This window comes from Klebsiella sp. GG_Kp175 (genome assembly GCF_040062325.1).
Lineage (GTDB): Bacteria > Pseudomonadota > Gammaproteobacteria > Enterobacterales > Enterobacteriaceae > Klebsiella > Klebsiella quasipneumoniae.
On the sequence record NZ_JBEAFX010000001.1, the window covers coordinates 1 to 22204 of the forward strand.

20 protein-coding genes, 1 rRNA gene and 1 pseudogene are annotated in these 22204 nt (G+C 56.0%); 9 read left to right on the top strand and 13 right to left on the bottom strand.

The window, feature by feature from the left end; translation table 11 throughout:
* Positions 1 to 90 precede the first annotated feature (90 nt).
* Positions 91 to 206 (top strand): 5S ribosomal RNA (rrf, locus tag ABLU73_RS00005).
* Between the two features lie 227 nt (positions 207 to 433).
* On the opposite strand, the gene ABLU73_RS00010 is transcribed toward rrf, so the two are convergent.
* From ABLU73_RS00010 to ABLU73_RS00020, 3 genes are all read right to left on the bottom strand, one after another.
* Positions 434 to 655: a membrane protein gene (locus ABLU73_RS00010; RefSeq protein ID WP_004206262.1), complete on the bottom strand. Its 222-nt coding sequence runs from the start codon at positions 653 to 655 to the stop codon at positions 434 to 436.
* 293 nt (positions 656 to 948) lie between these two features.
* Positions 949 to 4059, bottom strand: a complete 3111-nt coding sequence (locus ABLU73_RS00015) for an efflux RND transporter permease subunit (RefSeq protein ID WP_264923562.1) — start codon at positions 4057 to 4059, stop codon at positions 949 to 951.
* Between the two features lie 12 nt (positions 4060 to 4071).
* Positions 4072 to 5211 (bottom strand): efflux RND transporter periplasmic adaptor subunit, encoded by a 1140-nt coding sequence (locus ABLU73_RS00020; protein ID WP_017899939.1) that lies wholly within the window; start codon positions 5209 to 5211, stop codon positions 4072 to 4074.
* 375 nt (positions 5212 to 5586) lie between these two features.
* Here ABLU73_RS00020 and envR point away from each other — a divergent pair, with 375 nt between their 5' ends.
* On the top strand, positions 5587 to 6240 hold the full coding sequence (envR, locus tag ABLU73_RS00025; protein ID WP_004206257.1) for an acrEF/envCD operon transcriptional regulator: 654 nt from the start codon (positions 5587 to 5589) through the stop codon (positions 6238 to 6240).
* Between the two features lie 84 nt (positions 6241 to 6324).
* On the opposite strand, the gene fis is transcribed toward envR, so the two are convergent.
* The 10 genes and pseudogenes from fis to msrP all read right to left on the bottom strand — a co-directional run bounded on the left by fis (position 6325) and on the right by msrP (position 14791).
* The gene (gene fis / locus ABLU73_RS00030; protein WP_000462905.1) at positions 6325 to 6621 is read right to left on the bottom strand and encodes a DNA-binding transcriptional regulator Fis; all 297 of its coding nucleotides are present in this window, start codon (positions 6619 to 6621) and stop codon (positions 6325 to 6327) included.
* Positions 6603 to 7611 (bottom strand): annotated as a pseudogene (gene dusB, locus ABLU73_RS00035) (tRNA dihydrouridine synthase DusB). The gene fis and the pseudogene dusB overlap by 19 nt, the downstream one beginning before the upstream one ends.
* 357 nt (positions 7612 to 7968) lie before the next feature.
* On the bottom strand, positions 7969 to 8850 hold the full coding sequence (prmA, locus tag ABLU73_RS00040) for a 50S ribosomal protein L11 methyltransferase (protein WP_004144971.1): 882 nt from the start codon (positions 8848 to 8850) through the stop codon (positions 7969 to 7971).
* 11 nt (positions 8851 to 8861) lie between these two features.
* Entirely contained in the window at positions 8862 to 10313 is a 1452-nt protein-coding gene (panF, locus tag ABLU73_RS00045; protein WP_004206255.1) for a sodium/pantothenate symporter, read from the bottom strand.
* On the bottom strand, positions 10303 to 10545 hold the full coding sequence (locus ABLU73_RS00050; RefSeq protein WP_004206253.1) for a DUF997 family protein: 243 nt from the start codon (positions 10543 to 10545) through the stop codon (positions 10303 to 10305). Before ABLU73_RS00050 ends, panF begins: the two co-directional genes overlap by 11 nt.
* A 110-nt stretch (positions 10546 to 10655) precedes the next feature.
* Entirely contained in the window at positions 10656 to 12005 is a 1350-nt protein-coding gene (gene accC, locus ABLU73_RS00055; RefSeq protein WP_004174096.1) for an acetyl-CoA carboxylase biotin carboxylase subunit, read from the bottom strand.
* Positions 12006 to 12015: 10 nt separating this feature from the next.
* Entirely contained in the window at positions 12016 to 12483 is a 468-nt protein-coding gene (accB, locus tag ABLU73_RS00060; protein WP_004206250.1) for an acetyl-CoA carboxylase biotin carboxyl carrier protein, read from the bottom strand.
* A 22-nt stretch (positions 12484 to 12505) separates the two neighbouring features.
* Positions 12506 to 12958, bottom strand: coding sequence for a type II 3-dehydroquinate dehydratase (gene aroQ, locus ABLU73_RS00065; RefSeq protein WP_004206246.1), 453 nt, complete (start codon positions 12956 to 12958; stop codon positions 12506 to 12508).
* Positions 12959 to 13190: 232 nt separating this feature from the next.
* Entirely contained in the window at positions 13191 to 13790 is a 600-nt protein-coding gene (gene msrQ, locus ABLU73_RS00070; protein WP_004206245.1) for a protein-methionine-sulfoxide reductase heme-binding subunit MsrQ, read from the bottom strand.
* Positions 13790 to 14791, bottom strand: coding sequence for a protein-methionine-sulfoxide reductase catalytic subunit MsrP (gene msrP / locus ABLU73_RS00075; protein ID WP_017899937.1), 1002 nt, complete (start codon positions 14789 to 14791; stop codon positions 13790 to 13792). The genes msrQ and msrP overlap by 1 nt, the downstream gene beginning before the upstream one ends.
* A 231-nt stretch (positions 14792 to 15022) precedes the next feature.
* Between msrP and ABLU73_RS00080 the strand changes: the two genes are divergently transcribed.
* The 7 genes from ABLU73_RS00080 (at position 15023) to rng (ending at position 22195) form a co-directional block, all read left to right on the top strand.
* Positions 15023 to 15214 carry a hypothetical protein gene (locus tag ABLU73_RS00080; protein WP_049093703.1) on the top strand — a complete coding sequence of 64 codons (192 nt, stop codon included), beginning with the start codon at positions 15023 to 15025 and terminating at the stop codon, positions 15212 to 15214.
* Between the two features lie 79 nt (positions 15215 to 15293).
* Positions 15294 to 17234, top strand: coding sequence for an RNase E specificity factor CsrD (gene csrD / locus ABLU73_RS00085; RefSeq protein WP_004206243.1), 1941 nt, complete (start codon positions 15294 to 15296; stop codon positions 17232 to 17234).
* A gap of 305 nt (positions 17235 to 17539) precedes the next feature.
* Positions 17540 to 18583 (top strand): rod shape-determining protein MreB, encoded by a 1044-nt coding sequence (mreB, locus tag ABLU73_RS00090; RefSeq protein ID WP_002918653.1) that lies wholly within the window; start codon positions 17540 to 17542, stop codon positions 18581 to 18583.
* A 70-nt stretch (positions 18584 to 18653) separates the two neighbouring features.
* The gene (mreC, locus tag ABLU73_RS00095; protein WP_004206242.1) at positions 18654 to 19646 is read left to right on the top strand and encodes a rod shape-determining protein MreC; all 993 of its coding nucleotides are present in this window, start codon (positions 18654 to 18656) and stop codon (positions 19644 to 19646) included.
* Positions 19646 to 20134, top strand: coding sequence for a rod shape-determining protein MreD (mreD, locus tag ABLU73_RS00100; RefSeq protein WP_002918648.1), 489 nt, complete (start codon positions 19646 to 19648; stop codon positions 20132 to 20134). Before mreC ends, mreD begins: the two co-directional genes overlap by 1 nt.
* A gap of 7 nt (positions 20135 to 20141) precedes the next feature.
* Positions 20142 to 20723 (top strand): nucleoside triphosphate pyrophosphatase, encoded by a 582-nt coding sequence (locus ABLU73_RS00105; RefSeq protein ID WP_004206240.1) that lies wholly within the window; start codon positions 20142 to 20144, stop codon positions 20721 to 20723.
* A gap of 2 nt (positions 20724 to 20725) precedes the next feature.
* Positions 20726 to 22195 carry a ribonuclease G gene (gene rng / locus ABLU73_RS00110; RefSeq protein WP_004206239.1) on the top strand — a complete coding sequence of 490 codons (1470 nt, stop codon included), beginning with the start codon at positions 20726 to 20728 and terminating at the stop codon, positions 22193 to 22195.
* The last annotated feature ends 9 nt before the right edge of the window (positions 22196 to 22204 follow it).

Consider the following 22204-nt stretch of genomic DNA (forward strand, 5'->3'; position numbering starts at 1 on the left):
CGCACCCTTGGTAAGGGTGAGGTCCCCAGTTCGACTCTGGGTATCAGCACCACTTTTTAGGTTAAAGTTCGGCACGTTGTAAAGAATTTGCCTGGCGACAATAGCGCGGCGGTCCCACCTGACCCCATGCCGAACTCAGAAGTGAAACGTCGTAGCGCCGATGGTAGTGTGGGGTCTCCCCATGTGAGAGTAGGGAATCGCCAGGCATCAAATAAAGCAGAAGGCCCAGTCGAAAGACTGGGCCTTCTGCTTTTGTGTTATCTGTTATCTGTTGATAAACAGTCCTGCCACCAGGGGGAAACCCGTCAAAGTCGATTTGCTCGTAATGCAGCAAGGGACAGAGAGTTTATTTGCCCGGTTGTCATGTGGATGATGCGCAGAAGAGCAGATACAGGTTCGACGCTAGCCCCAGTATCTGCTGGTCGGGGGTGAATTAGCGGGTCAGCGCGACGATCCCTAACGTGAGGCCGGCTACCGCGGCGGCTCCCCCGGCGATCGCGCCTGCCGTGTCCCAGTTGTCTTCTGTTGTGCCCTTCATACAGGTATTGGTGTGGACTAAGCGGCCTTGCGAGTCATAAACCGGCACGCAGGGAGAGTCATGGGCACAGCCTGCCAGCAGAGAGGCCAGCAGCGCCACGATTAAATACTTTTTCATGATATTACCTCTGGATAATCCGCAGGGTTGTACTGAGAGCCAGTGCAGAACGGAATGGCTTATTTTATCACCGCGGATTGTCCGGCCCGGATGCCGAAATCATCTCAATATATGAGCCACGTAAATATCGTGAAGATAAGCAGGGGAATATGCAGAAAAGATGGAGAGAAAGATCGTCTCCCCGCGCTGCCGCATGCGATAGAGGTTGTCAGATAGGGGGAAGCTGAGCGAGCTGCTAATATGCCAGGCGAAAAAAAAGCGCCCGCAGGGGGCGCCTTTAAAACCAGGCCGGGTTATTCAGCGTGCCGGGTAAAACGTCGTCTGACGACCACAAAGAAGACCGGAACAAAGAAGATCGCCAGCAGTGTCGCGGTTAGCATCCCGCCCATGACGCCGGTACCTACCGCATTCTGCGCCCCGCTGCCGGCACCATGGCTAATCACCAGCGGCATGACTCCGAGAATAAAAGCCAGAGAGGTCATCAGAATGGGTCGCAGGCGCATCCGCGATGCCTCCAGGGTTGCTTCAATGATCCCTTTCCCCTCTTTCTCCATCAGATCCTTGGCGAATTCGACGATCAGGATCGCGTTCTTCGCCGACAAACCGATCGTGGTCAGAAGGCCTACCTGGAAGTACACGTCATTATTCAGCCCACGCAGCGTGGCGGCTAACAGCGCGCCGATCACCCCCAGCGGAACCACTAACATGACTGAGAATGGAATCGACCAGCTCTCATACAGCGCCGCCAGGCACAGGAAGACGACAATCAGCGAGATGGCATAAAGCGCGGGAGCCTGGTTGCCGGAAAGGCGTTCCTGGTAAGACATCCCGGTCCAGTCGTAACCAATGCCGCCCGGCAGCTTACTGGCCAGCGCTTCCATCAGCGCCATGGCTTCCCCGGTACTTTTACCCGGCGAGGCTTCACCGAGGATTTCCATGGAGGGTAAACCGTTGTAGCGTTCCAGACGCGGCGAGCCATAAATCCAGCGCGAAGTGACGAAGGCGGAGAACGGGACCATTTCGCCATTGGCGCTACGAACATACATATTGTTAATGTCGCTCGGCAGCATACGGAAATGGGCATCAGCCTGGACGTACACTTTCTTGACGCGACCACGGTCAATAAAGTCATTGACGTAGTACCCGCCCAGCGCGGCTGATATCGTTTCATTGATATCGGAGAGCGATACGCCCAGCGCCTGCGCTTTTTCCTGGTCGACATCCAGTTTGAACTGCGGCGTATCTTCCAGCCCATTAGGCCGTACCCGCACCAGCTGATCCGGATGCTGTTTCACCATGCCCAGCAGTTGATTGCGCGCCTGCGTCAGGGCGGTATGACCTAGCCCGCCCTGGTCGATCAGCTCAAAGTCGAAGCCGGTGGCGGTACCCAGCTCAATAATGGCAGGCATGTTGAACGGGAAAACCATGGCGTCCTTGATCTGGCTGAAGGCCACGGTGGCTCGCTTGATGATGGACTCCACGCTGTTTTCATCACCGCTGCGCGCTTCCCAGGGTTTCAGGCTGACAAACGCCATGCCGGAGTTTTGTCCCTGACCGCTGAAGCTGAAGCCGTTAACGGTAAAGACGCTGTCGACGTTAGCCTTCTCGTTATGCAGATAGTAGTCGGTCACGGTATCCAGCACTTTCTGTGTCCGCTCCTGGGTGGCGCCGGAGGGCAGCTGGATCATGGTCAGGAAGACCCCCTGGTCTTCATCGGGTAGAAAGGATGTCGGGAGACGCATAAACAGCACGGCCATTCCCACGACGATCAGCAGATAGATCACCAGGTAACGGCCGGTTCCACGCAAAATACCGCTGACGCTGTTGGTGTAGTGGTTAACGCTCTGGTCAAAGCGGGCGTTAAACCAGCCGAAGAAGCCTTTTTTCTCATGGTGTTCGACCGAGGACGGCTTTAACAACGTGGCGCAGAGCGCTGGCGTCAGGACCAGGGCAACCAGCACGGAGAGCGCCATGGCGGAAACGATGGTGATCGAAAACTGGCGATAAATCGCGCCGGTGGAACCGCCGAAGAAGGCCATCGGCACGAATACCGCAGAGAGCACCATGGCGATACCCACCAGCGCCCCCTGGATCTGCGACATCGACTTTTCCGTCGCTTCTTTTGGCGAGAGTTTTTCCTCAACCATCACGCGCTCAACGTTTTCCACTACTACGATAGCGTCATCGACCAGCAGACCTATCGCCAGCACCATGCCAAACATCGTCAGGGTGTTGATGGAGTAGCCAAACATCGACAGTACGGCGAAGGTGCCCAACAGCACGACGGGCACGGCAATGGTCGGAATGAGCGTTGCGCGCATGTTCTGCAGGAACAGATACATGACAAGGAAGACGAGAATAATCGCTTCAAATAGCGTTTTGACCACTTCGTGAATAGAGATTTTAACGAAAGGGGTCGTATCGTACGGATAGACCACCTTCATTCCCTGGGGGAAGTAAGGCTGCAGTTCGGCTAGCTTCGCTTTAATCGCCGTGGCGGTATCCAGCGCGTTGGCGCCGGTCGCAAGCTTAATACCCAGACCAGAGGCGGGCTTACCGTTAATTCTGGCGACGACGTTGTAGTTCTCTCCGCCCAGCTCAATGCGGGCGACATCTTTCAGATGGACGACAGAGCCATCGGCATTGACCCGCAGCGTGACCTTGCCAAACTCCTGCGGATCTTTAAGCCGCGTCTGGGCAATGATCGACGCATTGAGCTGCTGGCCTTTTAGCGCTGGCGTACCGCCCAGCTGGCCGGCGGCGATCTGATCGTTCTGAACCTGCAGCGCATTAATGACATCCACTGGCGTCAGGTTGTATTTGTTCAGCAGGTTGCCATCCAGCCAGATGCGCATGGCGTACTGTGCGCCAAACAGCTGGACATCGCCCACACCGTTGAGGCGGCTGATGGGATCTTTAACATTAGAGGCGACATAGTCGGAAATATCGTCCTGGGTAGTGACCGGGTTATCAGAGATAAAGCCGGCCACCAGCAGGAAGCTGCTGCTGGACTTTTCTACGCTAATTCCCTGCTGCTGGACTTCCTGAGGCAGCAGCGGGGTGGCCAGCTGCAGTTTGTTTTGCACCTGCACCTGGGCGATATCCGGATCGGTGCCGGACTTAAAGGTAAGCGTGATGGTTACTGAGCCGGCGGAATCGCTGGTCGACGACATATACATCAGGTTGTCGATACCGTTCATGTTCTGCTCAATAACCTGAGTGACCGTGTCCTGCACGGTCTGGGCATCCGCACCAGGATAGGTAGCGGAGATCGCCACCGCAGGGGGCGCTATCGTCGGATACTGCGCTATCGGCAACTGCAGAATGGCCAGACCTCCGGCAATCATCATGATGATCGCCAGCACCCAGGCAAAGACTGGTCGATGGATAAAAAACTTAGACATGGCTGGGTATCCTTATTGTGCGACCGGTGCCGCACGCTCCGCTTCTGCTTTAACGGTGACGCCTGGACGGACTTTCTGTAAGCCGCTGATAATCACCTTATCGCCCGGCTTCAGCCCGCTGGTGATAAGCCACTTATCGCCCACGGCCTGGGAAGCTACCACCTGACGGGTTTCAACCTGGTTTTTGTCATTCACCAGCATGACGGAGGCATCGCCCCGCGGCGTACGGGTCACCCCCTGCTGCGGCACCAGGATGGCCTGCGGATCGGTGCCTTCATCGATGCGGGCGCGAACGAACATTCCCGGCAGCAGGACATGCTGTGGGTTAGGGAAGATAGCGCGCAGGGTAATTGAACCTGTACTTTCATCGACAGTCACGTCGGAGAACTGCAGCGAACCCTTAAGCGGATAGGCCTGACCGTTCTCCATCACCAGCTCAACGCTTTTGGTGTCGCCGCCGCGTTGCAGGCTTTCCTGCTTAAGGCGCATGAAGTCATTGCTGGATTCCGTCACGTCGACGTAGATCGGATCGAGCTGCTGGACGGTAGCCAGGGCATCCGACTGACCGTTGGTGACCAACGCTCCCTCGGTGACGCTCGATTTACCGATGCGTCCGCTAATGGGAGAGGTCACTTTGGTGTAGGCCAGGTTGATGCGGGCGCTTTCCACGGAGGCTTTGGTGGCGATGACGTCAGCGTCGGCCTGGCGGGCGGTGGCCACCGCCTGATCGTATTCCTGCTGACTGATATACTTGGTGCCCAGCAGCGGAACGTAGCGTTTCACCGTTAAATGGGCGATGGCGGCTGCGGCTTCGGCTTTAGCCTCATCGCCCTTGGCGCTGTTCCACGCCGCCTGGTAGGTTGCCGGATCAATCTGATAGAGCGACTGGCCTGCTTCGACATCGCTTCCTTCAACAAAGTTACGCTTCAGGATGATACCGCTTACCTGAGGGCGGACTTCCGCCACGCGAAAAGCTGAAGTTCGGCCTGGCAGTTCGGTGGTGACCGACAGCGGCGCGCTGTTCACGACATGGACCGTCACCTGCGGCGCCTGGGCATGGGGTTGCGGGTTGTCCGAATTATCGCAGCCGGTAAGCAATAAGGCCGAGATAATTAAACCGGATAAAAGTGTCACTCTGGCGTGAGTTGTCATGGCGGTTCCTTATAGATTACGTGCCAAATTCGGCGGCGAATCTGTGAAAGAAAGAGGGAATTAAAAAGCAGTTTGCCATCCTACAAATAAACGCCGCTGGATGTAAGGGATACTTATTTTTGAGCAATCAGCAAGGCACGCAAAAACAAAAAAGCGCGCAGGATTTTTTTGCTATTTACCTCAATTGTAAAACTTAATAAATAGACATCAATTCAGTGAATGGGTTATTTATTAATATTATTTTGGGTAATTTATTTGGCGGCAGCTTCAGAATTAACTTGTCTGCATTTTTGCTAAAAAATATTCCATGACAAATGTTAGGTTAAGCGATCTTCAGAAAATCCTGAATAACCTGTCTGACGGGAAGGGGCTTGTATGGCTAGAAAAACGAAAGAAGAGGCGCTACGCACGCGGCAGCTCCTGATTGAGTCCGCGATCCAGCAGTTCGCCCTGCGGGGGGTGACCAACACAACCCTGACGGATATTGCTGATGCGGCGGGAGTGACCCGCGGCGCCGTATACTGGCATTTTGCCAGTAAGACTGAGCTGTTTAATGAAATGTGGCAGCAGCAGCCACCGCTCAGGGATTTGATTCAGCATAGCCTCGTAACAGAGAATGAACAGGAGCCGTTAAATGCATTGCGCGAGCGGTTTATTACCGGGCTCCGCTATATTGCTGCGAATCCTCGCCAGCGCGCGCTGATGCAAATTCTTTATCAGCGCTGCGAGTTTGCCAATGATATGCTTTCGGAAAACGAAATTCGCCAGCGCATTGGTTTTAATTATTCGCTGATTGGCGGCATGCTTCAGCGCTGTGTGCGTAACAATATATTGCCAGCCGAAACAAATATTGAAGTGATATTAATTGTTTTACACAGCGCCTTTTCCGGGCTGATTAAAAACTGGCTGCTCGATCCGCAACGCTTCGATCTTTATCAGCAGGCGCCTGCGCTGGTGGATAATGTTATGGCGGTAGTCTGTGCTGCTCATGTATCGGAGGCGCCGGTACTGCGGGCGGTGAATCAGTGATGTGTCCCGCTGTCGCAGGTAATAAAAAAGGCGCTTCCCCATGCCGAAGAGCGCCTTTTATATCAAGCAAGCAACTGACTAGTATCAGTTCATGCCGTATTTTTTCAGTTTTTTACGCAGCGTACCGCGGTTGATGCCCATCATCAGGGCAGCGCGGGTCTGGTTACCACGGGTGTATTGCATCACCATGTCCAACAGGGGCTGTTCAACTTCAGCCAGTACCAGCTCATACAGGTCATTCACATCCTGACCGTTCAGTTGAGCAAAATAGTTCTTCAGTGCCTGTTTAACCGAGTCACGCAGGGGCTTTTGAGTTACCTGATCCTGAGAGTTAACGGTAGAAACGGTCAGTACGTCAGAATTTACGCGTTGTTCGAACATAGTTCTGTCAGCTCTTTATTTCTATTACGCAAAATTTTCGAAGTATGCCTCCAACGCCTCCAGCTGTTCGCTGGCATCCTCAATGGCGTTGAATGTGCGCCGAAACTGGTCATCTGGAGCATGTTCCTGAAGATACCAGGAGACGTGTTTACGCGCGATTCGGTACCCTTTTGCCTGACCATAAAAGTCATGCAATTCCCGAACGTGCGCACAAAGCAAGCGCTTGACCTCTGCCAGCGGCAGCGGGGGCAGCAGCTCTCCAGTGTCCAGATAATGCTGGATTTCCCGAAAGATCCAGGGTCTTCCCTGAGCTGCACGGCCTATCATCAGGGCATCAGCCCCTGTATAGTCGAGCACAGCTCTGGCTTTAAGCGGGTCAGTAATGTCGCCATTCGCGATAATCGGAATGGAAACTTTCTGCTTAACTGCCCGAATACTGTCGTACTCAGCGTCTCCGTTAAACAAGCAGGCGCGGGTGCGTCCGTGAATAGTCAGAGCCTGAATGCCACACTCTTCGGCCAGTTGGGCAATCTCTACGCAGTTACGGTGTTCCGGTTCCCAACCGGTGCGAATCTTGAGAGTCACAGGAACGTCCACCGCATTCACGACCGCCGTCAGGATCGACTTCACCTGGTCGGGGTACTGCAAGAGGGCTGAACCTGCAAGCTTGCGATTCACCTTTTTCGCCGGGCATCCCATATTGATATCAATAATCTGGGCGCCGCTTTCCACGTTAATCCGCGCGGCGGCAGCCATCTCTTCCGGCACGCTACCGGCGATTTGCACGGTACGAATACCGGGCTCATCAATATGCACCATCCGTAAACGGGACTTGTCGCTCTCCCACACCTGTGGGTTAGAGGACATCATCTCGGAAACGGTTAAACCCGCTCCCATCTCGTAGCACAGCGTCCGGAATGGTCTGTCAGTAATGCCAGCCATGGGCGCTGCGATCAGGCGATTTCTGAGCTGGTGGTGTCCGATGCGCATGAGTTAAGAAATGACCATACTGTGACTGCAAGGCGGCGTATATTACGCATTTTTTGCACGAGATGAAAGGCCAAACTTTGAGCAATCCTCTGTTGCAGATCAATGAATCCGGGACTAACGTAAAAGGGATGAATAAATACTTATATTAATCATTGATTTAATGGCTGATGGATAATTTGTGTCCATTTATAAAATCATAAAACTTCTCGATTTTTCTTAGACAAACTCGCTACCAGGCGATATAAAACGCTGTTTTTATAGTCAAAAAAGTGCTCTGTAGTGCGATCTGCCTCTCATTTCCTGGCATTATTTGGTGGCTACTGGAAACAAAAATGCGGCCCACAGGCCGCATTGCACTTAGTTTTTCCGGCCGGTGATCCGGCACCACTCCTCTTTCTCGACCACCGGGTCAAGGGTGAAGAGATCGGCGTAGGCTTCACAGACGCTCTCCGCCTGGCTGGCAAGGATGCCGGAAAGCCCCAGCAAACCGCCTGAAACGGGCAGGACGCTGATTAACGGCGCCAGCTCACGTAACGGGCCAGCCAGGATATTGGCGACCACGACGTCGGCTTTCATCGACTCGGGCTGGTCCTGAGGAAGATAGAGCTCCAGACGCTCAGAGACGCCGTTACGCTGTGCGTTATCGCGGCTGGCCTGAATAGCCTGCGGGTCGATATCAATGCCGATCGCTTTTGCGGCTCCCAGCTTCAGCGCGGCAATCGCCAGGATGCCGGAACCGCAGCCGAAATCAATGACCGTTTTTCCGTTGAGGTCGAGTCCATCGAGCCACTGCAGGCACAGGGATGTCGTCGGGTGCGTGCCGGTACCGAAGGCCAGACCCGGATCGAGCATCACGTTGACGGCATTTTCATCCGGAACGTCGCGCCAGCTCGGGCAGATCCACAGCCGCTCACCGAAGCGCATCGGATGGAAGTTATCCATCCATTCCCGCTCCCAGTCTTTATCTTCCAGCTGCTCGATCTTATGCGCGAATCCGGCGCCCAGCAGCGGGTGCTGCTCCAGTTGGGCAACGACCGCTTTCATATCGGTTTCGGCATCGAACAGGCCGATCACGTCGGTGTCGCCCCACAGCCGGGTTTCCCCGGGTAACGGCTCAAATACCGGCGTATCGTGCGTATCCTGGAAGGTGATCGAGACCGATCCGGCCTCCATCAGCGCATCGCTAAGATCTTCAGCGTTCGCGCCGGTGGTATTTAGTTTCAGTTGGATCCATGGCATAGCAAAACTCTTTATTTATCAGTAGTCAAAATAGGTGGCTGTGGTGCGGGACGGCCGAAACGATTCCCTGCCACAAACGCCAGTAAACTCAGCAGCAGCGCGGGAACGATCGGATGGAAGCCGAGAAACTGCACTTTCAGCGTGGCAAGTACGGCATACAGTACACCACCCACGATCATCGCGCTCAGCGCGCCAGCCGCGTTGGCACGTTCCCAATACAGGCCCAGCACCAGCGGCCACAGAAAGACGGCTTCCAGGCCGCCGAAGGCCAGCAGGTTCAGCCAGATAATCATCTCTGGCGGTCGCCAGGCCGCGAGCAGCAGCAGGACACCCAACAGGAGCGTAATGCCGGCGGACATGCGTTTTAGCCGCTTTTCGTTAGTCGCCTGATCCGGACGCCAATTCAGATACAGATCCTTGATGATCGTAGCGGAACTTTGCAGAAGTTGGGCATTGATCGTCGACATAATCGCCGCCATCGGCGCGGCCAGAAAGATCCCTGCCGCAAAGGGCGGGAGCACTTTGACCATCAGCGTCGGGATCACCAGATCCGGTACGGTGAGGTCAGGGATCACCGCCCGACCTAACGCGCCGGCCAGGTGCATGCCAAACATCAGGATCGCCACCACGATGGTGCCGATAATGATGCCGCGATGCACGGCTTTGCTGTCTTTGTAGGAGATACAGCGCACGGCGGTATGCGGGAGGCCTATCACGCCGAAGCAGACCAGCACCCAAAACGAGGCCATAAAGGTTGGTGAGAGGATATCTTCCGCCCCCTGAGGGGACACCAGCTTGACATCGATCGACTGCAGGGTCTCTACCGCATGGCCAATCCCGCCGGCGGCGTGGATCACCCCCACCAGCAGCACGATCGTGCCGATCAGCATCACCATGCCCTGCATGGTGTCGTTGAGCACGCTGGCGCGAAAGCCGCCATAAGCGGTATACAGCGCGATGCTGATGCCGAAGATCAGCAGACCGGTATCGTAGGGAATACCCGCAGCCGTCTCCAGCAGGCGGGCACCGCCGATAAACTGGACGGTCATGGCGCCAACGAAGGCTACCAGCAGACTCAGGCTGGCCAGCCAGACCAGCAGACGACTCTGGTAGCGCGCAAACAGCATGTCATTGAGGGTGACGGCGTTGTAACGGCGCGCAAGAATGGCGAATTTTTTTCCCAGTACGCCCAGCGACAGCCAGATGGCGGGAAGCTGGATCATTGCCAGCAGCACCCAGCCCAGGCCGTATTTATAGGCGGCGCCGGGTCCGCCGATAAATGAGCTGGCGCTGATATAGGTGGCGGTTAGCGTCATGGCCAGCACGAAGCCGCCCATCGAGCGGCTGCCGAGAAAGTACTCATTCAGAAAGCTTCCTGAGGCTCGTTTTCGCATGGCGTAAAGGGATAAGCCGAACACCACCACCAGATAGGCGATCAGGGGAATAATGACCTCAAACTGCATCATCGTCCTCCAGAGGAATGTCGCGAAAAACCAGTTTGACCATCGCCCAGCACAGCAGAATAAACAGCAGCGGAACCAGCAGGCAGGCCATTTCAAACCAGTGGGGCAGGCCGGTAAAACCGATAGCCACCCCCGGCAGATAGGCGGCGGCCAGCCAGGCGGCAAGATAGAGAAGGGTCAGCCACAGCGCCCAGCGCGCTTCTTTGTGGGCCTGAACAAAGCGTTTGTCCATTTTTTGTCCCTTGAGGATGAAGAAAGCGGGGATTGTACCGCATGGTATAGATGAGGAGAGAGAAAAAGAAAAAAGGCCGGAAAATCCGGCCTTTTGCTGAGAATGCAGAATTATTTTTCCTGCAAGCCGAGTTTTTTCTCCAGATAGTGGATGTTGGTGCCACCATGCTGGAAGTTCTCGTCGCTCATAATGCGCATCTGCAGATCGACGTTGGTCTTGATGCCATCGATGATCAGCTCCTGCAGCGCATTCTTCATGCGGGCAATCGCCACGTCACGGCTTTCGCCGTAGCAGATCAGTTTGCCGATCATGGAGTCATAGTACGGCGGTACGGTGTAACCGGCGTAAATATGGGACTCCCAGCGCACGCCAAAGCCGCCCGGCGCGTGGAAACGGGTAATTTTACCCGGGCTCGGCAGGAAGGTGTTCGGGTCTTCGGCGTTGATACGGCATTCCACCGCATGGCCGCGAACCACCACTTCATCCTGCTTGATGGACAGCGGCTGACCGGCTGCGATACGCAGCTGCTCTTTGATCAGGTCAACGCCGGTGATCATTTCAGTTACCGGATGCTCTACCTGGATACGGGTGTTCATTTCAATGAAGTAGAACTCGCCGTTTTCGAACAGGAACTCAAAGGTACCCGCCCCGCGGTAGCCGATATCGACACAGGCTTTCGCGCAACGCTCGCCGATGTAGCGACGCAGTTCCGGGGTGATGCCCGGCGCCGGCGCTTCTTCGACCACTTTCTGGTGACGGCGCTGCATGGAGCAATCACGTTCAGCCAGATAGATAGCGTTACCCTGACCGTCCGCCAGCACCTGAATTTCGATGTGACGCGGGTTTTCCAGGTATTTCTCCATGTAGACCATGTCGTTGTTGAAAGCCGCTTTGGCTTCCGCTTTGGTCATGGAGATGGACTGGGCCAGTTCAGCATCGCTGCGCACAACGCGCATACCGCGACCGCCGCCGCCGCCGGAGGCCTTGATGATCACCGGATAGCCGATGCGTTTGGCATGGGCGCGGTTAGCGTCCATGTCGTCGGTCAGCGGGCCGTCAGAACCGGGTACGGTCGGGACGCCGGCTTTTTTCATGGCGGTGATCGCGGACACTTTGTCGCCCATCAGGCGGATGGTGTCGGCTTTCGGGCCGATGAAGATAAAGCCGGAGCGCTCAACCTGCTCAGCAAAGTTGGCGTTCTCAGAGAGGAAGCCATACCCCGGGTGAATTGCTACCGCGCCGGTGATCTCAGCGGCGCTGATGATAGCCGGGATGTTCAGATAGCTTTTTACGGACGGAGCCGGACCGATGCAGACCGTCTCATCCGCTAACAATACGTGTTTTAGATCGCGATCCGCGGTGGAATGCACAGCAACGGTCTTGATGCCTAGTTCTTTACAGGCACGCAGGATGCGCAGTGCGATCTCGCCACGGTTAGCGATGACAATTTTATCCAGCATGTTCGCCTCGTTACTCGATAACTACCAGCGGCTCGTCGAATTCTACCGGTTGGCCGCTTTCGATCAGAATGGCTTTCACCACGCCGGCTTTGTCGGCTTCGATCTGGTTCATCATTTTCATCGCTTCGACGATGCACAGGGTGTCGCCCACGTTAACTTTCTGGCCAACTTCCACAAACGCTTTCGCGTCCGGGCTTGGCGTACGATAGAAAGTACCAACCATCGGGGAACGTACGATGTGACCACTGATTTCCGCTTTTGCCGGCGCTTCTGCTGCTGCAGCTGGCGCGGCAGCCGCGGCGGCAGGTGCCTGAGGCTGCATCATCGGCGCAGCATAAGCCTGCTGCATAACCGGATAGCTTGCGGCCGGTGCAGAGCGGCTGATGCGAACAGACTCTTCGCCTTCAGAAATTTCCAGTTCGGAGATACCTGATTCTTCAACCAGCTCGATCAGTTTTTTAATCTTACGAATATCCATGAGTGGGTTCCGTACTCTTTGTTTAGTGTGATTGTGACAGGCGTTTTACCGCCGTCTGTAAAGCGTATGAATAGCCGTCCGCCCCCAGTCCGCAGATAACGCCAGCGGCGATATCTGACAGATACGAATGCTGGCGGAAGGGTTCGCGTGCATGCACATTGCTCAGGTGAATCTCGATAAACGGGATGTTCACGGCAAGCAACGCGTCACGGATTGCTACGCTGGTATGCGTGAACGCGGCCGGATTAATCAGGATATAGTCCACGTTGTCTTTAGCCTGATGAATTCGGTCGATTAACGCATGCTCCGCGTTGGACTGCAGGTGATCCAGGCTCACATTCAGCGCCGCTGCTTCAGATGTTAAATGGTTAACAATCTCAGCCAGCGTGAGAGATCCATACTTCTCTGGCTCGCGGGTACCGAGCATGTTAATGTTTGGACCATTCAAAAGCAAAATGTGAAACTTGTCTGCCATCGTGTGGCGATCTCCTGCCATTTTCGGGTAAAAAACAACATATACCTTCAATGCGCCCTTGTCACCTTTTCAGGGTCAGAAAACCCTGTCAGGAAAGCCAAAGTCGCACATTATAACGATTTCGTAGCAATTGGCAGCTAAATACTGGTCTTATCAGGGAAGATTATCAACCGCTATCTTAAAAAGAGTCGCGGTTGATAAAGGATCTGCGGGAAACTGCACATTACCGGATTCAGCGCCACCACTGGCGAAACTTCTTGTAACGCCATGCCAGGAGCGCGACTGCCAGCAGGGCATAAATGATGGGCTGCGGTGAGAGGATCTTCACTGACCACAGGTAGTGAATCGGCGCGAGGATCGCCACCAGATAGACGAAGTTGTGTAAAAGTTGCCAACGGCGGCCCAGTTTTCGCTGCATCGCCTGCGTCGACGTCGCCGCCAGCGCCAGCAGGATCGCCCAACTGACCATGCCTAACGTCAGATAGGGGCGGTTGATAATCTCCGAGCCCAGTAGCGCCAGATTGTTAATGCCCAGCTCCAGCAGGGTATAGCTGGTCAGGTGCAGGGTCGCCCAGGCGAAACACCATAAACCTAACAGGCGGCGAACGCGAATCAATAATGGCTGTTTCGCGTAGCGCGCCAGCGGGGAGACCAGCAGCGTCGCCAGCAGAAACTTCAGCGCCATCCTGCCGGTAAAATGCTGGATATCCTTGGCCGGATCGGCGCTAAAGTAGCCCTGGTGCCCGGCCCAGAATAACCAGACCAGCGGCAAAAACCCCGCCAGATGAAGTAAAACCTTCAACCAGGCGATCTGTTTGACGGTGAAACGCACTAGAAGTTCTCCCGCAGATTCATGCCGCGATACAGCGACGCCACCTCGTCGGCATAGCCGTTAAACAGCAGCGTCGGTTGACGTTTCACATCGAGCACGCCGCCGGCACCGATAAACCGCTCGCTAGCCTGTGACCAGCGGGGGTGATCGACGTGCGGATTGACGTTGGCGAAGAAGCCGTATTCGTCCGGCGCCGCGAGGTTCCAGGTGGTCGGTGGCCGCTCGCGGGTCAGTTCAATGCTGACGATGGATTTAATGCCTTTGAAACCGTACTTCCACGGCACGGTAAGGCGGACCGGCGCGCCGTTTTGCGGCGGCAGCGCTTTGCCATACACCCCGACGGTGAGCAGCGTCAGCGGGTGCAGCGCTTCATCCAGCCGCAACCCCTCCACGTAAGGGTAAGCGAGCCCGCCGCCGATAAACCGATCTTTCTGCCCGGGCATTTGATCCGGGGCATAGAGGGTTTTGAAGGCCACATAGCGCGCGTTGCTGGTGGGCTCCACCAGCGCCAACAGCTTATGCAGCGGGAAGCCGACCCAGGGGACCACCATCGACCAGGCTTCCACGCAGCGCATACGGTAAATACGCTCTTCCAGCGGGAAGCGTTTGGTCAGATCGTCATGGTCAAGGGTCAGCGGCTTCGCCACCTCACCGCCGATGGTCAACGTCCAGGGATCGGTGCGCAGACTACCCGCGTTCGCCGCCGGATCGGCTTTATCGAGGCCGAATTCATAAAAGTTATTGTAGCCGGAGACTTTATCTTCCGGAGTAAGCGTCAGGTTAGCCTGCCATTCAGCGGGTTTAGCAAAGTCCAGGGCCTTGCCCGCCGGGGCTGGCGGACGGTCGTGGCCTTTAAACCAGTCCAGCAGGTCGGCCTGTGCGGCGGCGGGAAGCGAAAGGGCGGTCGCGCTGATGCCCAGCATTTTCAGCACCTGGCGCCGCTGGAGCATAAAAACGGATTCGGCCGTGACGTCGGCTTCCGTCAGTTTTTTTCTTTTCATGGTGTCCTCCGTCATGCGTTTCCCTAAGCATGACGGAGGCGGCGATGAATCGCGAATATGTCACGAAAAATTGCACATTAGGCGCATTCGCCACCGCCGAAGCTGGGGCGCGGTCGTCCAGGAATCATCGGAAAGTGGCGCAAGACGTTTCCTTTAACGCGCCTGACCCGGCATCTTTAGCAGGGGAAAAAAGCGGGCGGGAGGCTGGCAGGATGGAAAATTAGCAATAATGTGCGCCGCTGGCGCGGGTTTGCCATCCAGCGTCTAAAATTAAAGCGCTTCTGGCGCAGGCCGCAGGCGGGCAGCGATTGGCAAATTTTTTCTGCCGACTATACTCGCTATCGGCATACTTTCGCCGATAATACGCATTCCATTGCCAGACTCGCCATCTTTGATAGTATGCGTCGCGCTTTAAAAGGTTAATGCTAGCGTCAAGGCGCGCGCCGGCACGGGAGCCTGATGGTTCATCGGGCAGTCATTCACTCGCGGAGTTAACACAGGGATGCGATTAACGACGAAGTTCTCAGCCTTTATCACGCTGCTAACTAGCCTGACCATCTTTGTCACGCTGATTGGCGCTTCGCTGAGTTTTTACAACGGCATTGAGAACAAGGTCGAAAACCGGGTTCAGGCGGTGGCGACCATGCTGGATAACCGGCTCATCACCACCTCTTTTGATAAGCTTGAGCCGCAGCTGGATGAGCTGATGACGCCGATAGAGATCGTGCATATCGATTTCATGCTTAACGGTAAACCGCTCTACAGCCACTCCCGAACCGACAGCTACCGCCCGCTGGGCAGTCATGAGCAATTCCGTGAGATCACGGTCCCGTCGTTGAAACATCCCGGTATCACCCTGCATCTGGTCTACGTTGACCCGATGGTGAACTATTTCCGTTCGCTGTCAATCACCGCCCCGCTGTCGATCTCCATCGGCTTCATGGTGGTGATTATTTTCTTCGCCGTCCGCTGGATACGCCGCCAGCTGGCAGGTCAGGAACTGCTTGAGCTTCGTTCCACGCGCATCCTGAGCGGCGAGCGCGGGCCGCAGGTGCGCGGGTCAGTCTATGAATGGCCTGCCAGCACCAGTAGCGCGCTGGATATGCTGCTGTCGGAGCTGCAATTCGCCAGCGATCAGCGCAGCCGGATGGATACGCTGATTCGCTCCTATGCGGCACAGGATTCCAAAACCGGGCTGAACAATCGCCTGTTTTTTGACAATCAGTTGGCCACGCTGCTGGAAGATCAGGAGAAGGTGGGGGCGTACGGCATCGTGATGATGATCCGTCTGCCGGAGTTTGATCTGCTGCGGGACAACTGGGGACGAGCGGCGGCCGAAGAACATTACTTCACGCTAATCAACCTGCTCTCTACCTTTATTATGCGTTACCCTGGCGCGCTGCTGGCCCGCTATCACCGTAGCGACTTCGCCGTGCTGCTGCCGCACCGCACGTTAAAAGAGGCGGATAGCATCGCCGGACTGTTGCTGAAGGCCATGGACGCGCTGCCTCCGACGCGCATTCTCGATCGTGACGATATGATGCATATCGGCATCTGTTCTTTCCGCAGTGGACAATCGGCGGCGCAAGTGATGGAACATGCTGAAGCAGCAACGCGCAACGCGGTGCTGCAGGGCAGCAACAGCTGGTCGGTCTATGACGATACCCTTCCGGAGAAAGGCCGCGGCAACGTTCGCTGGCGGACGCTGATCGAACAGATGCTGAGCCGCGGCGGGCCGCGGTTGTATCAGAAACCCGCCGTCACTCGCGATGGCCGGGTGCATCACCGTGAACTGATGTCGCGGATGTACGACGGTAAGGAAGAGGTGATCGCCGCCGAGTATATGCCGATGGTGCTGCAGTTTGGCCTGGCGGAGGAGTATGACCGCCTGCAGGTGACGCGCCTGCTGCCATTTTTAGGCTTCTGGCCCGAGGAGAATCTGGCGCTCCAGCTGTCGGTGGAGTCGCTGATCCGTCCGCGATTCCAGCGCTGGCTGCGTGATGCTCTGATGCAGTGTGAAAAATCGCAGCGTCAGCGGATTATTTTTGAACTTGCTGAGGCAGATGTTTGTCAATATATCGGCCGTCTGCAGCCGGTTATGCGGTTGGTTAACGCGCTTGGCGTTCGGGTGGCGGTGGTTCAGGCAGGGTTAACCCTGGTGGGAACTAGCTGGATCAAGCAGCTGGATGCGGAGCTGATCAAACTGCATCCGGGGCTGGCGCGCAATATCGAAAAGCGCAGCGAGAACCAGCTGCTGGTGCAAAGCCTGGTGGAAGCCTGTAAAGGCATGCCTATGCAAGTTTTTGCGACGGGCGTACGCAGCCGCAGCGAGTGGCTGGTACTGTCCCAATGCGGTGTCACGGGCGGGCAGGGGGAATTTTTTGCCGCCTCACAGCCACTTGACACAAATGTGAAAAAATATTCGCAAAGATACTCGGTTTGATCTGCCGTTTAGCGTGATTTCACGTAGAATAACGCGCGCCATCGTGAAGGGGGTGTGCTTGTCTACCTGCCGGATCATCGCAATGTAAATGCCAGTGACCCTCCTTTGACAGGTTACAAATTCAGGCGTGGAGCGCTGCTGAAGATTTCAGCAATGAACGGAGTCGGAAAAATTTGTAACAAAGGAAATGAACTGCACTAATTTTCACCGCAGCAGGTGATTTTTGCGCCTTGTCGCTGCTGCGTGTGGTTGGTAAAGTAAGCGGATTTTGTTTTCCGCCCCAGCTTTCAGGATTATCCCTTAGTATGTTAAAAAAATTTCGTGGCATGTTTTCCAATGACCTGTCCATTGACCTGGGTACCGCGAATACCCTTATTTACGTAAAAGGACAAGGCATCGTATTGAATGAGCCTTCCGTGGTGGCCATTCGTCAGGATCGTGCCGGATCGCCGAAAAGCGTCGCCGCCGTGGGTCATGAAGCGAAGCAGATGCTCGGCCGTACCCCGGGTAATATCGCGGCGATTCGCCCGATGAAGGACGGCGTTATCGCTGACTTCTTCGTGACGGAAAAGATGCTGCAGCACTTTATCAAACAAGTGCACAGCAACAGCTTTATGCGCCCGAGCCCGCGCGTACTGGTCTGCGTGCCGGTTGGCGCCACCCAGGTTGAGCGTCGTGCTATCCGTGAATCCGCGCAGGGCGCAGGCGCTCGCGAAGTGTTCCTGATTGAAGAACCGATGGCGGCCGCGATCGGCGCTGGCCTGCCGGTTTCTGAAGCGACCGGTTCCATGGTGGTGGATATCGGCGGCGGTACCACCGAGGTGGCGGTTATCTCCCTGAACGGCGTGGTTTACTCTTCTTCCGTGCGTATCGGCGGCGACCGTTTCGACGAAGCCGTCATCAATTACGTGCGTCGTAACTACGGCTCCCTGATCGGTGAAGCGACCGCTGAGCGTATCAAACATGAAATCGGTTCGGCTTACCCGGGCGATGAAGTGCGTGAAATTGAAGTGCGCGGCCGTAACCTGGCGGAAGGCGTGCCACGCGGTTTCACCCTGAACTCAAACGAAATTCTTGAAGCGCTGCAGGAGCCGCTGACCGGCATCGTGAGCGCGGTCATGGTTGCCCTTGAGCAGTGCCCGCCGGAACTGGCGTCTGATATCTCCGAGCGCGGGATGGTTCTCACCGGCGGTGGTGCGCTGCTGCGCAACCTGGACCGTCTGTTAATGGAAGAAACCGGTATTCCAGTCGTGGTTGCTGAAGATCCGCTGACCTGCGTAGCGCGTGGCGGCGGCAAGGCGCTGGAAATGATCGACATGCACGGCGGCGACCTGTTTAGCGAAGAGTAGTCAGCCTGAAGGTCCGGGGTGGCTTACCCGCTGCCCCAGGTCTTTACTGACACGAGAATACGCATAGCCTATGAAGCCAATTTTTAGCCGTGGCCCCTCGCTACAGATTCGCCTTATTCTGGCGGTGCTGGTGGCGCTTGGCGTGATTATCGCCGACAGCCGCCTGGGTACGTTCAGTCAAATCAGAACGTACATGGATACAGCCGTCAGCCCTTTCTACTTTGTCTCTAATGGTCCCCGGGAACTGCTCGACAGCGTATCGCAGACGCTGGCTACCCGTGACCAGCTCGAACTGGAAAACCGCGCGCTGCGTCAGGAGCTGTTGTTGAAAAACAGCGATCTGCTGATGCTGGGCCAGTACAAGCAGGAGAACGCGCGCCTGCGTGAACTGCTTGGCTCGCCGCTGCGCCAGGACGAGCAAAAAATGGTGACCCAGGTCATCTCAACGGTCAACGACCCCTACAGCGATCAGGTGGTTATCGATAAGGGCAGCGTCAACGGCGTCTACGAAGGCCAGCCGGTTATCAGCGATAAAGGCGTGGTGGGGCAGGTCGTGGCGGTAGCGAAAATGACCAGCCGGGTACTGCTGATCTGTGATGCCACCCATGCGTTGCCGATCCAGGTCCTGCGTAACGACATTCGCGTCATTGCCGCCGGTAACGGCTGCACCGACGACCTCCAGCTTGAGCATCTGCCGGCCAATACCGATATTCGCGTCGGCGATGTGCTGGTGACCTCCGGTCTTGGCGGCCGTTTCCCGGAAGGGTACCCGGTTGGGGTTGTCTCTTCAGTGAAACTGGACACCCAGCGCGCCTACACGGTGATCCAGGCGCGTCCGACGGCCGGTCTGCAGCGTTTGCGCTATCTGCTGCTGCTGTGGGGCGCCGATCGCAATGGCGCTAACCCGATGACTCCGGAAGAGGTTCATCGCGTGGCTAACGAACGCCTGATGCAGATGATGCCGCAGGTGTTGCCTGCGCCGGATGCGATGGGGCCGCAGATGCCGGCGCCCGCCACCGGGCTGACGCCGTCTCAGCCGTCGCAGCCTGCAGGGGGGCAATAGTGGCAAGTTACCGTAGCCAGGGACGCTGGGTTATCTGGCTCTCGTTTCTTATCGCGCTATTGCTGCAAATTATGCCCTGGCCGGCGGACATCAGCGTTTTCCGGCCCAACTGGGTATTATTGATCCTGCTGTACTGGATCCTCGCGCTGCCGCACCGGGTGAACGTGGGGACGGGCTTCGTGATGGGGGCTATTCTTGATCTCATCAGCGGCTCGACGCTGGGCGTTCGCGCGCTGTCCTTAAGCATCGTCGCCTATCTGGTGGCGCTGAAGTATCAGCTGTTCCGTAACCTGGCGCTGTGGCAACAGGCGCTGGTGGTCATGCTGTTATCCCTCGCCGTGGATATCATTGTTTTCTGGGCAGAGTTTTTAGTGATCAACGTCTCTTTCCGTCCGGAAGTATTCTGGAGTAGTGTAGTAAACGGTATCCTCTGGCCATGGCTCTTCCTGCTGATGCGTAAAGTGCGTCAGCAATTTGCAGTGCAATAAGGTTGATATGACAACTCTGTATCTTGCTTCTGGTTCCCCGCGTCGGCAGGAACTGCTGACTCAGCTTGGTCTCGCGTTCGAGCGTCTGGTTCCTGGTATCGAGGAGCAGCGCCAGCCGCAGGAGAGCGCACAGCACTATGTCGTCCGTCTGGCGCGTGAAAAGGCGCAGGCCGGAGTGGCGCTGGCATCGCGGGATTTGCCGGTGTTGGGAGCGGATACGATTGTTATTTTGAACGGCGAAGTGCTGGAAAAACCGCGCGACGCCGAACACGCTGCAGCGATGCTGCGCCTGCTTTCCGGCCAAACCCATCAGGTCATGACCGCGGTGGCGCTGGCGGATAAGCAGCAGACGTTGGATTGTCTGGTGGTCACGGAAGTGACCTTCCGAACGCTCAGCGAGCAGGATATCGCCGATTATGTGGCCAGCGGCGAGCCTTTAGATAAAGCAGGTGCATACGGTATTCAAGGGTTGGGTGGCTGCTTCGTCAGGAAGATTAATGGCAGCTATCACGCCGTAGTCGGCTTACCGCTGGTGGAAACGTATGAGTTGCTCAGTAACTTTAACTCACTGCGTAAAGAAAAGGGATAAAGATGACGGCTGAATTATTAGTGAACGTAACGCCATCCGAAACGCGCGTTGCGTATATTGATGGCGGTATTCTGCAGGAAATCCATATTGAGCGTGAAGCGCGACGCGGAATAGTAGGCAATATCTACAAAGGTCGTGTTAGCCGAGTGCTGCCGGGAATGCAGGCGGCTTTTGTAGATATTGGTCTGGATAAGGCGGCGTTCCTCCACGCCTCCGATATCATGCCGCATACCGAATGCGTTGCCGGTGAGGAGCAAAAGCAGTTTACCGTGCGCGATATTTCGGAGCTGGTGCGTCAGGGCCAGGACCTGATGGTTCAGGTGGTTAAAGATCCGCTCGGTACCAAAGGCGCGCGTCTGACCACCGATATTACCCTGCCTTCCCGCTATCTGGTTTTTATGCCAGGCGCCTCCCACGTGGGGGTCTCTCAGCGGATTGAAAGCGAAGCCGAGCGCGAGCGGCTGAAAAAGGTCGTGGCAGAGTACTGCGACGAGCAGGGCGGGTTTATCATTCGCACCGCCGCGGAAGGGGTCCACGAGCAGGAGATGGCCGCCGATGCCGCCTATCTTAAGCGCGTATGGACCAAAGTGATGGAGCGCAAAAAGCGCAACCAGACCCGCTATCAGCTGTACGGCGAGCTGGCCCTTGCTCAGCGCGTGCTGCGGGATTTTGCCGATGCGCATCTCGATCGTATTCGCGTCGACTCGCGGCTGACCTATGAGGCGCTGCTGGAATTTACCGCCGAATATATTCCGGAAATGACCAGCAAGCTGGAACACTACAGCGGCCGTCAGCCGATATTCGATCTCTTTGACGTTGAGAACGAAATTCAGCGCGCGCTGGAGCGTAAAGTCGAGCTCAAGTCCGGGGGCTATCTGATCATCGACCAGACCGAGGCGATGACCACCATCGATATCAACACCGGAGCGTTTGTTGGGCACCGCAATCTTGACGATACTATCTTCAATACCAATATCGAAGCCACCCAGGCGATAGCCCGCCAGCTGCGTTTGCGTAACCTCGGCGGCATTATCATCATTGATTTCATCGACATGAACAATGAAGACCATCGCCGGCGGGTGTTGCACTCCCTGGAGCAGGCCCTCAGCAAAGACCGGGTGAAGACCAGCATCAACGGTTTCTCCCAGCTGGGTCTGGTGGAGATGACCCGGAAACGCACCCGCGAAAGCGTGGAGCATGTGCTGTGCAACGAATGCCCGACCTGCCACGGACGCGGAACGGTAAAGTCCGTGGAAACGGTATGCTATGAGATTATGCGTGAGATCGTTCGCGTGCATCATGCTTATGATTCCGATCGCTTCCTGGTCTATGCTTCCCCTGCGGTGGCGGAAACCCTGAAAGGGGAAGAGTCGCATGCGCTGGCGGAAGTGGAGATCTTTGTCGGCAAGCAGGTGAAGGTACAAATTGAGCCGCTCTATAATCAAGAGCAGTTCGATGTGGTTATGATGTAAGACACCGCG

Excerpts from the sequence above, each read along its gene's own strand:
- ABLU73_RS00010 (WP_004206262.1), bottom strand. The coding sequence starts at position 655 with ATGAAAAAGTATTTAATCGTGGCGCTGCTGGCCTCTCTGCTGGCAGGC.
- ABLU73_RS00015 (WP_264923562.1), bottom strand. The coding sequence starts at position 4,059 with ATGTCTAAGTTTTTTATCCATCGACCAGTCTTTGCCTGGGTGCTGGCG.
- ABLU73_RS00020 (WP_017899939.1), bottom strand. The coding sequence starts at position 5,211 with ATGACAACTCACGCCAGAGTGACACTTTTATCCGGTTTAATTATCTCG.
- envR (WP_004206257.1), top strand. The coding sequence starts at position 5,587 with ATGGCTAGAAAAACGAAAGAAGAGGCGCTACGCACGCGGCAGCTCCTG.
- fis (WP_000462905.1), bottom strand. The coding sequence starts at position 6,621 with ATGTTCGAACAACGCGTAAATTCTGACGTACTGACCGTTTCTACCGTT.
- prmA (WP_004144971.1), bottom strand. The coding sequence starts at position 8,850 with ATGCCATGGATCCAACTGAAACTAAATACCACCGGCGCGAACGCTGAA.
- panF (WP_004206255.1), bottom strand. The coding sequence starts at position 10,313 with ATGCAGTTTGAGGTCATTATTCCCCTGATCGCCTATCTGGTGGTGGTG.
- ABLU73_RS00050 (WP_004206253.1), bottom strand. The coding sequence starts at position 10,545 with ATGGACAAACGCTTTGTTCAGGCCCACAAAGAAGCGCGCTGGGCGCTG.
- accC (WP_004174096.1), bottom strand. The coding sequence starts at position 12,005 with ATGCTGGATAAAATTGTCATCGCTAACCGTGGCGAGATCGCACTGCGC.
- accB (WP_004206250.1), bottom strand. The coding sequence starts at position 12,483 with ATGGATATTCGTAAGATTAAAAAACTGATCGAGCTGGTTGAAGAATCA.
- aroQ (WP_004206246.1), bottom strand. The coding sequence starts at position 12,958 with ATGGCAGACAAGTTTCACATTTTGCTTTTGAATGGTCCAAACATTAAC.
- msrP (WP_017899937.1), bottom strand. The coding sequence starts at position 14,791 with ATGAAAAGAAAAAAACTGACGGAAGCCGACGTCACGGCCGAATCCGTT.
- csrD (WP_004206243.1), top strand. The coding sequence starts at position 15,294 with ATGCGATTAACGACGAAGTTCTCAGCCTTTATCACGCTGCTAACTAGC.
- mreB (WP_002918653.1), top strand. The coding sequence starts at position 17,540 with ATGTTAAAAAAATTTCGTGGCATGTTTTCCAATGACCTGTCCATTGAC.
- mreC (WP_004206242.1), top strand. The coding sequence starts at position 18,654 with ATGAAGCCAATTTTTAGCCGTGGCCCCTCGCTACAGATTCGCCTTATT.
- ABLU73_RS00105 (WP_004206240.1), top strand. The coding sequence starts at position 20,142 with ATGACAACTCTGTATCTTGCTTCTGGTTCCCCGCGTCGGCAGGAACTG.
- rng (WP_004206239.1), top strand. The coding sequence starts at position 20,726 with ATGACGGCTGAATTATTAGTGAACGTAACGCCATCCGAAACGCGCGTT.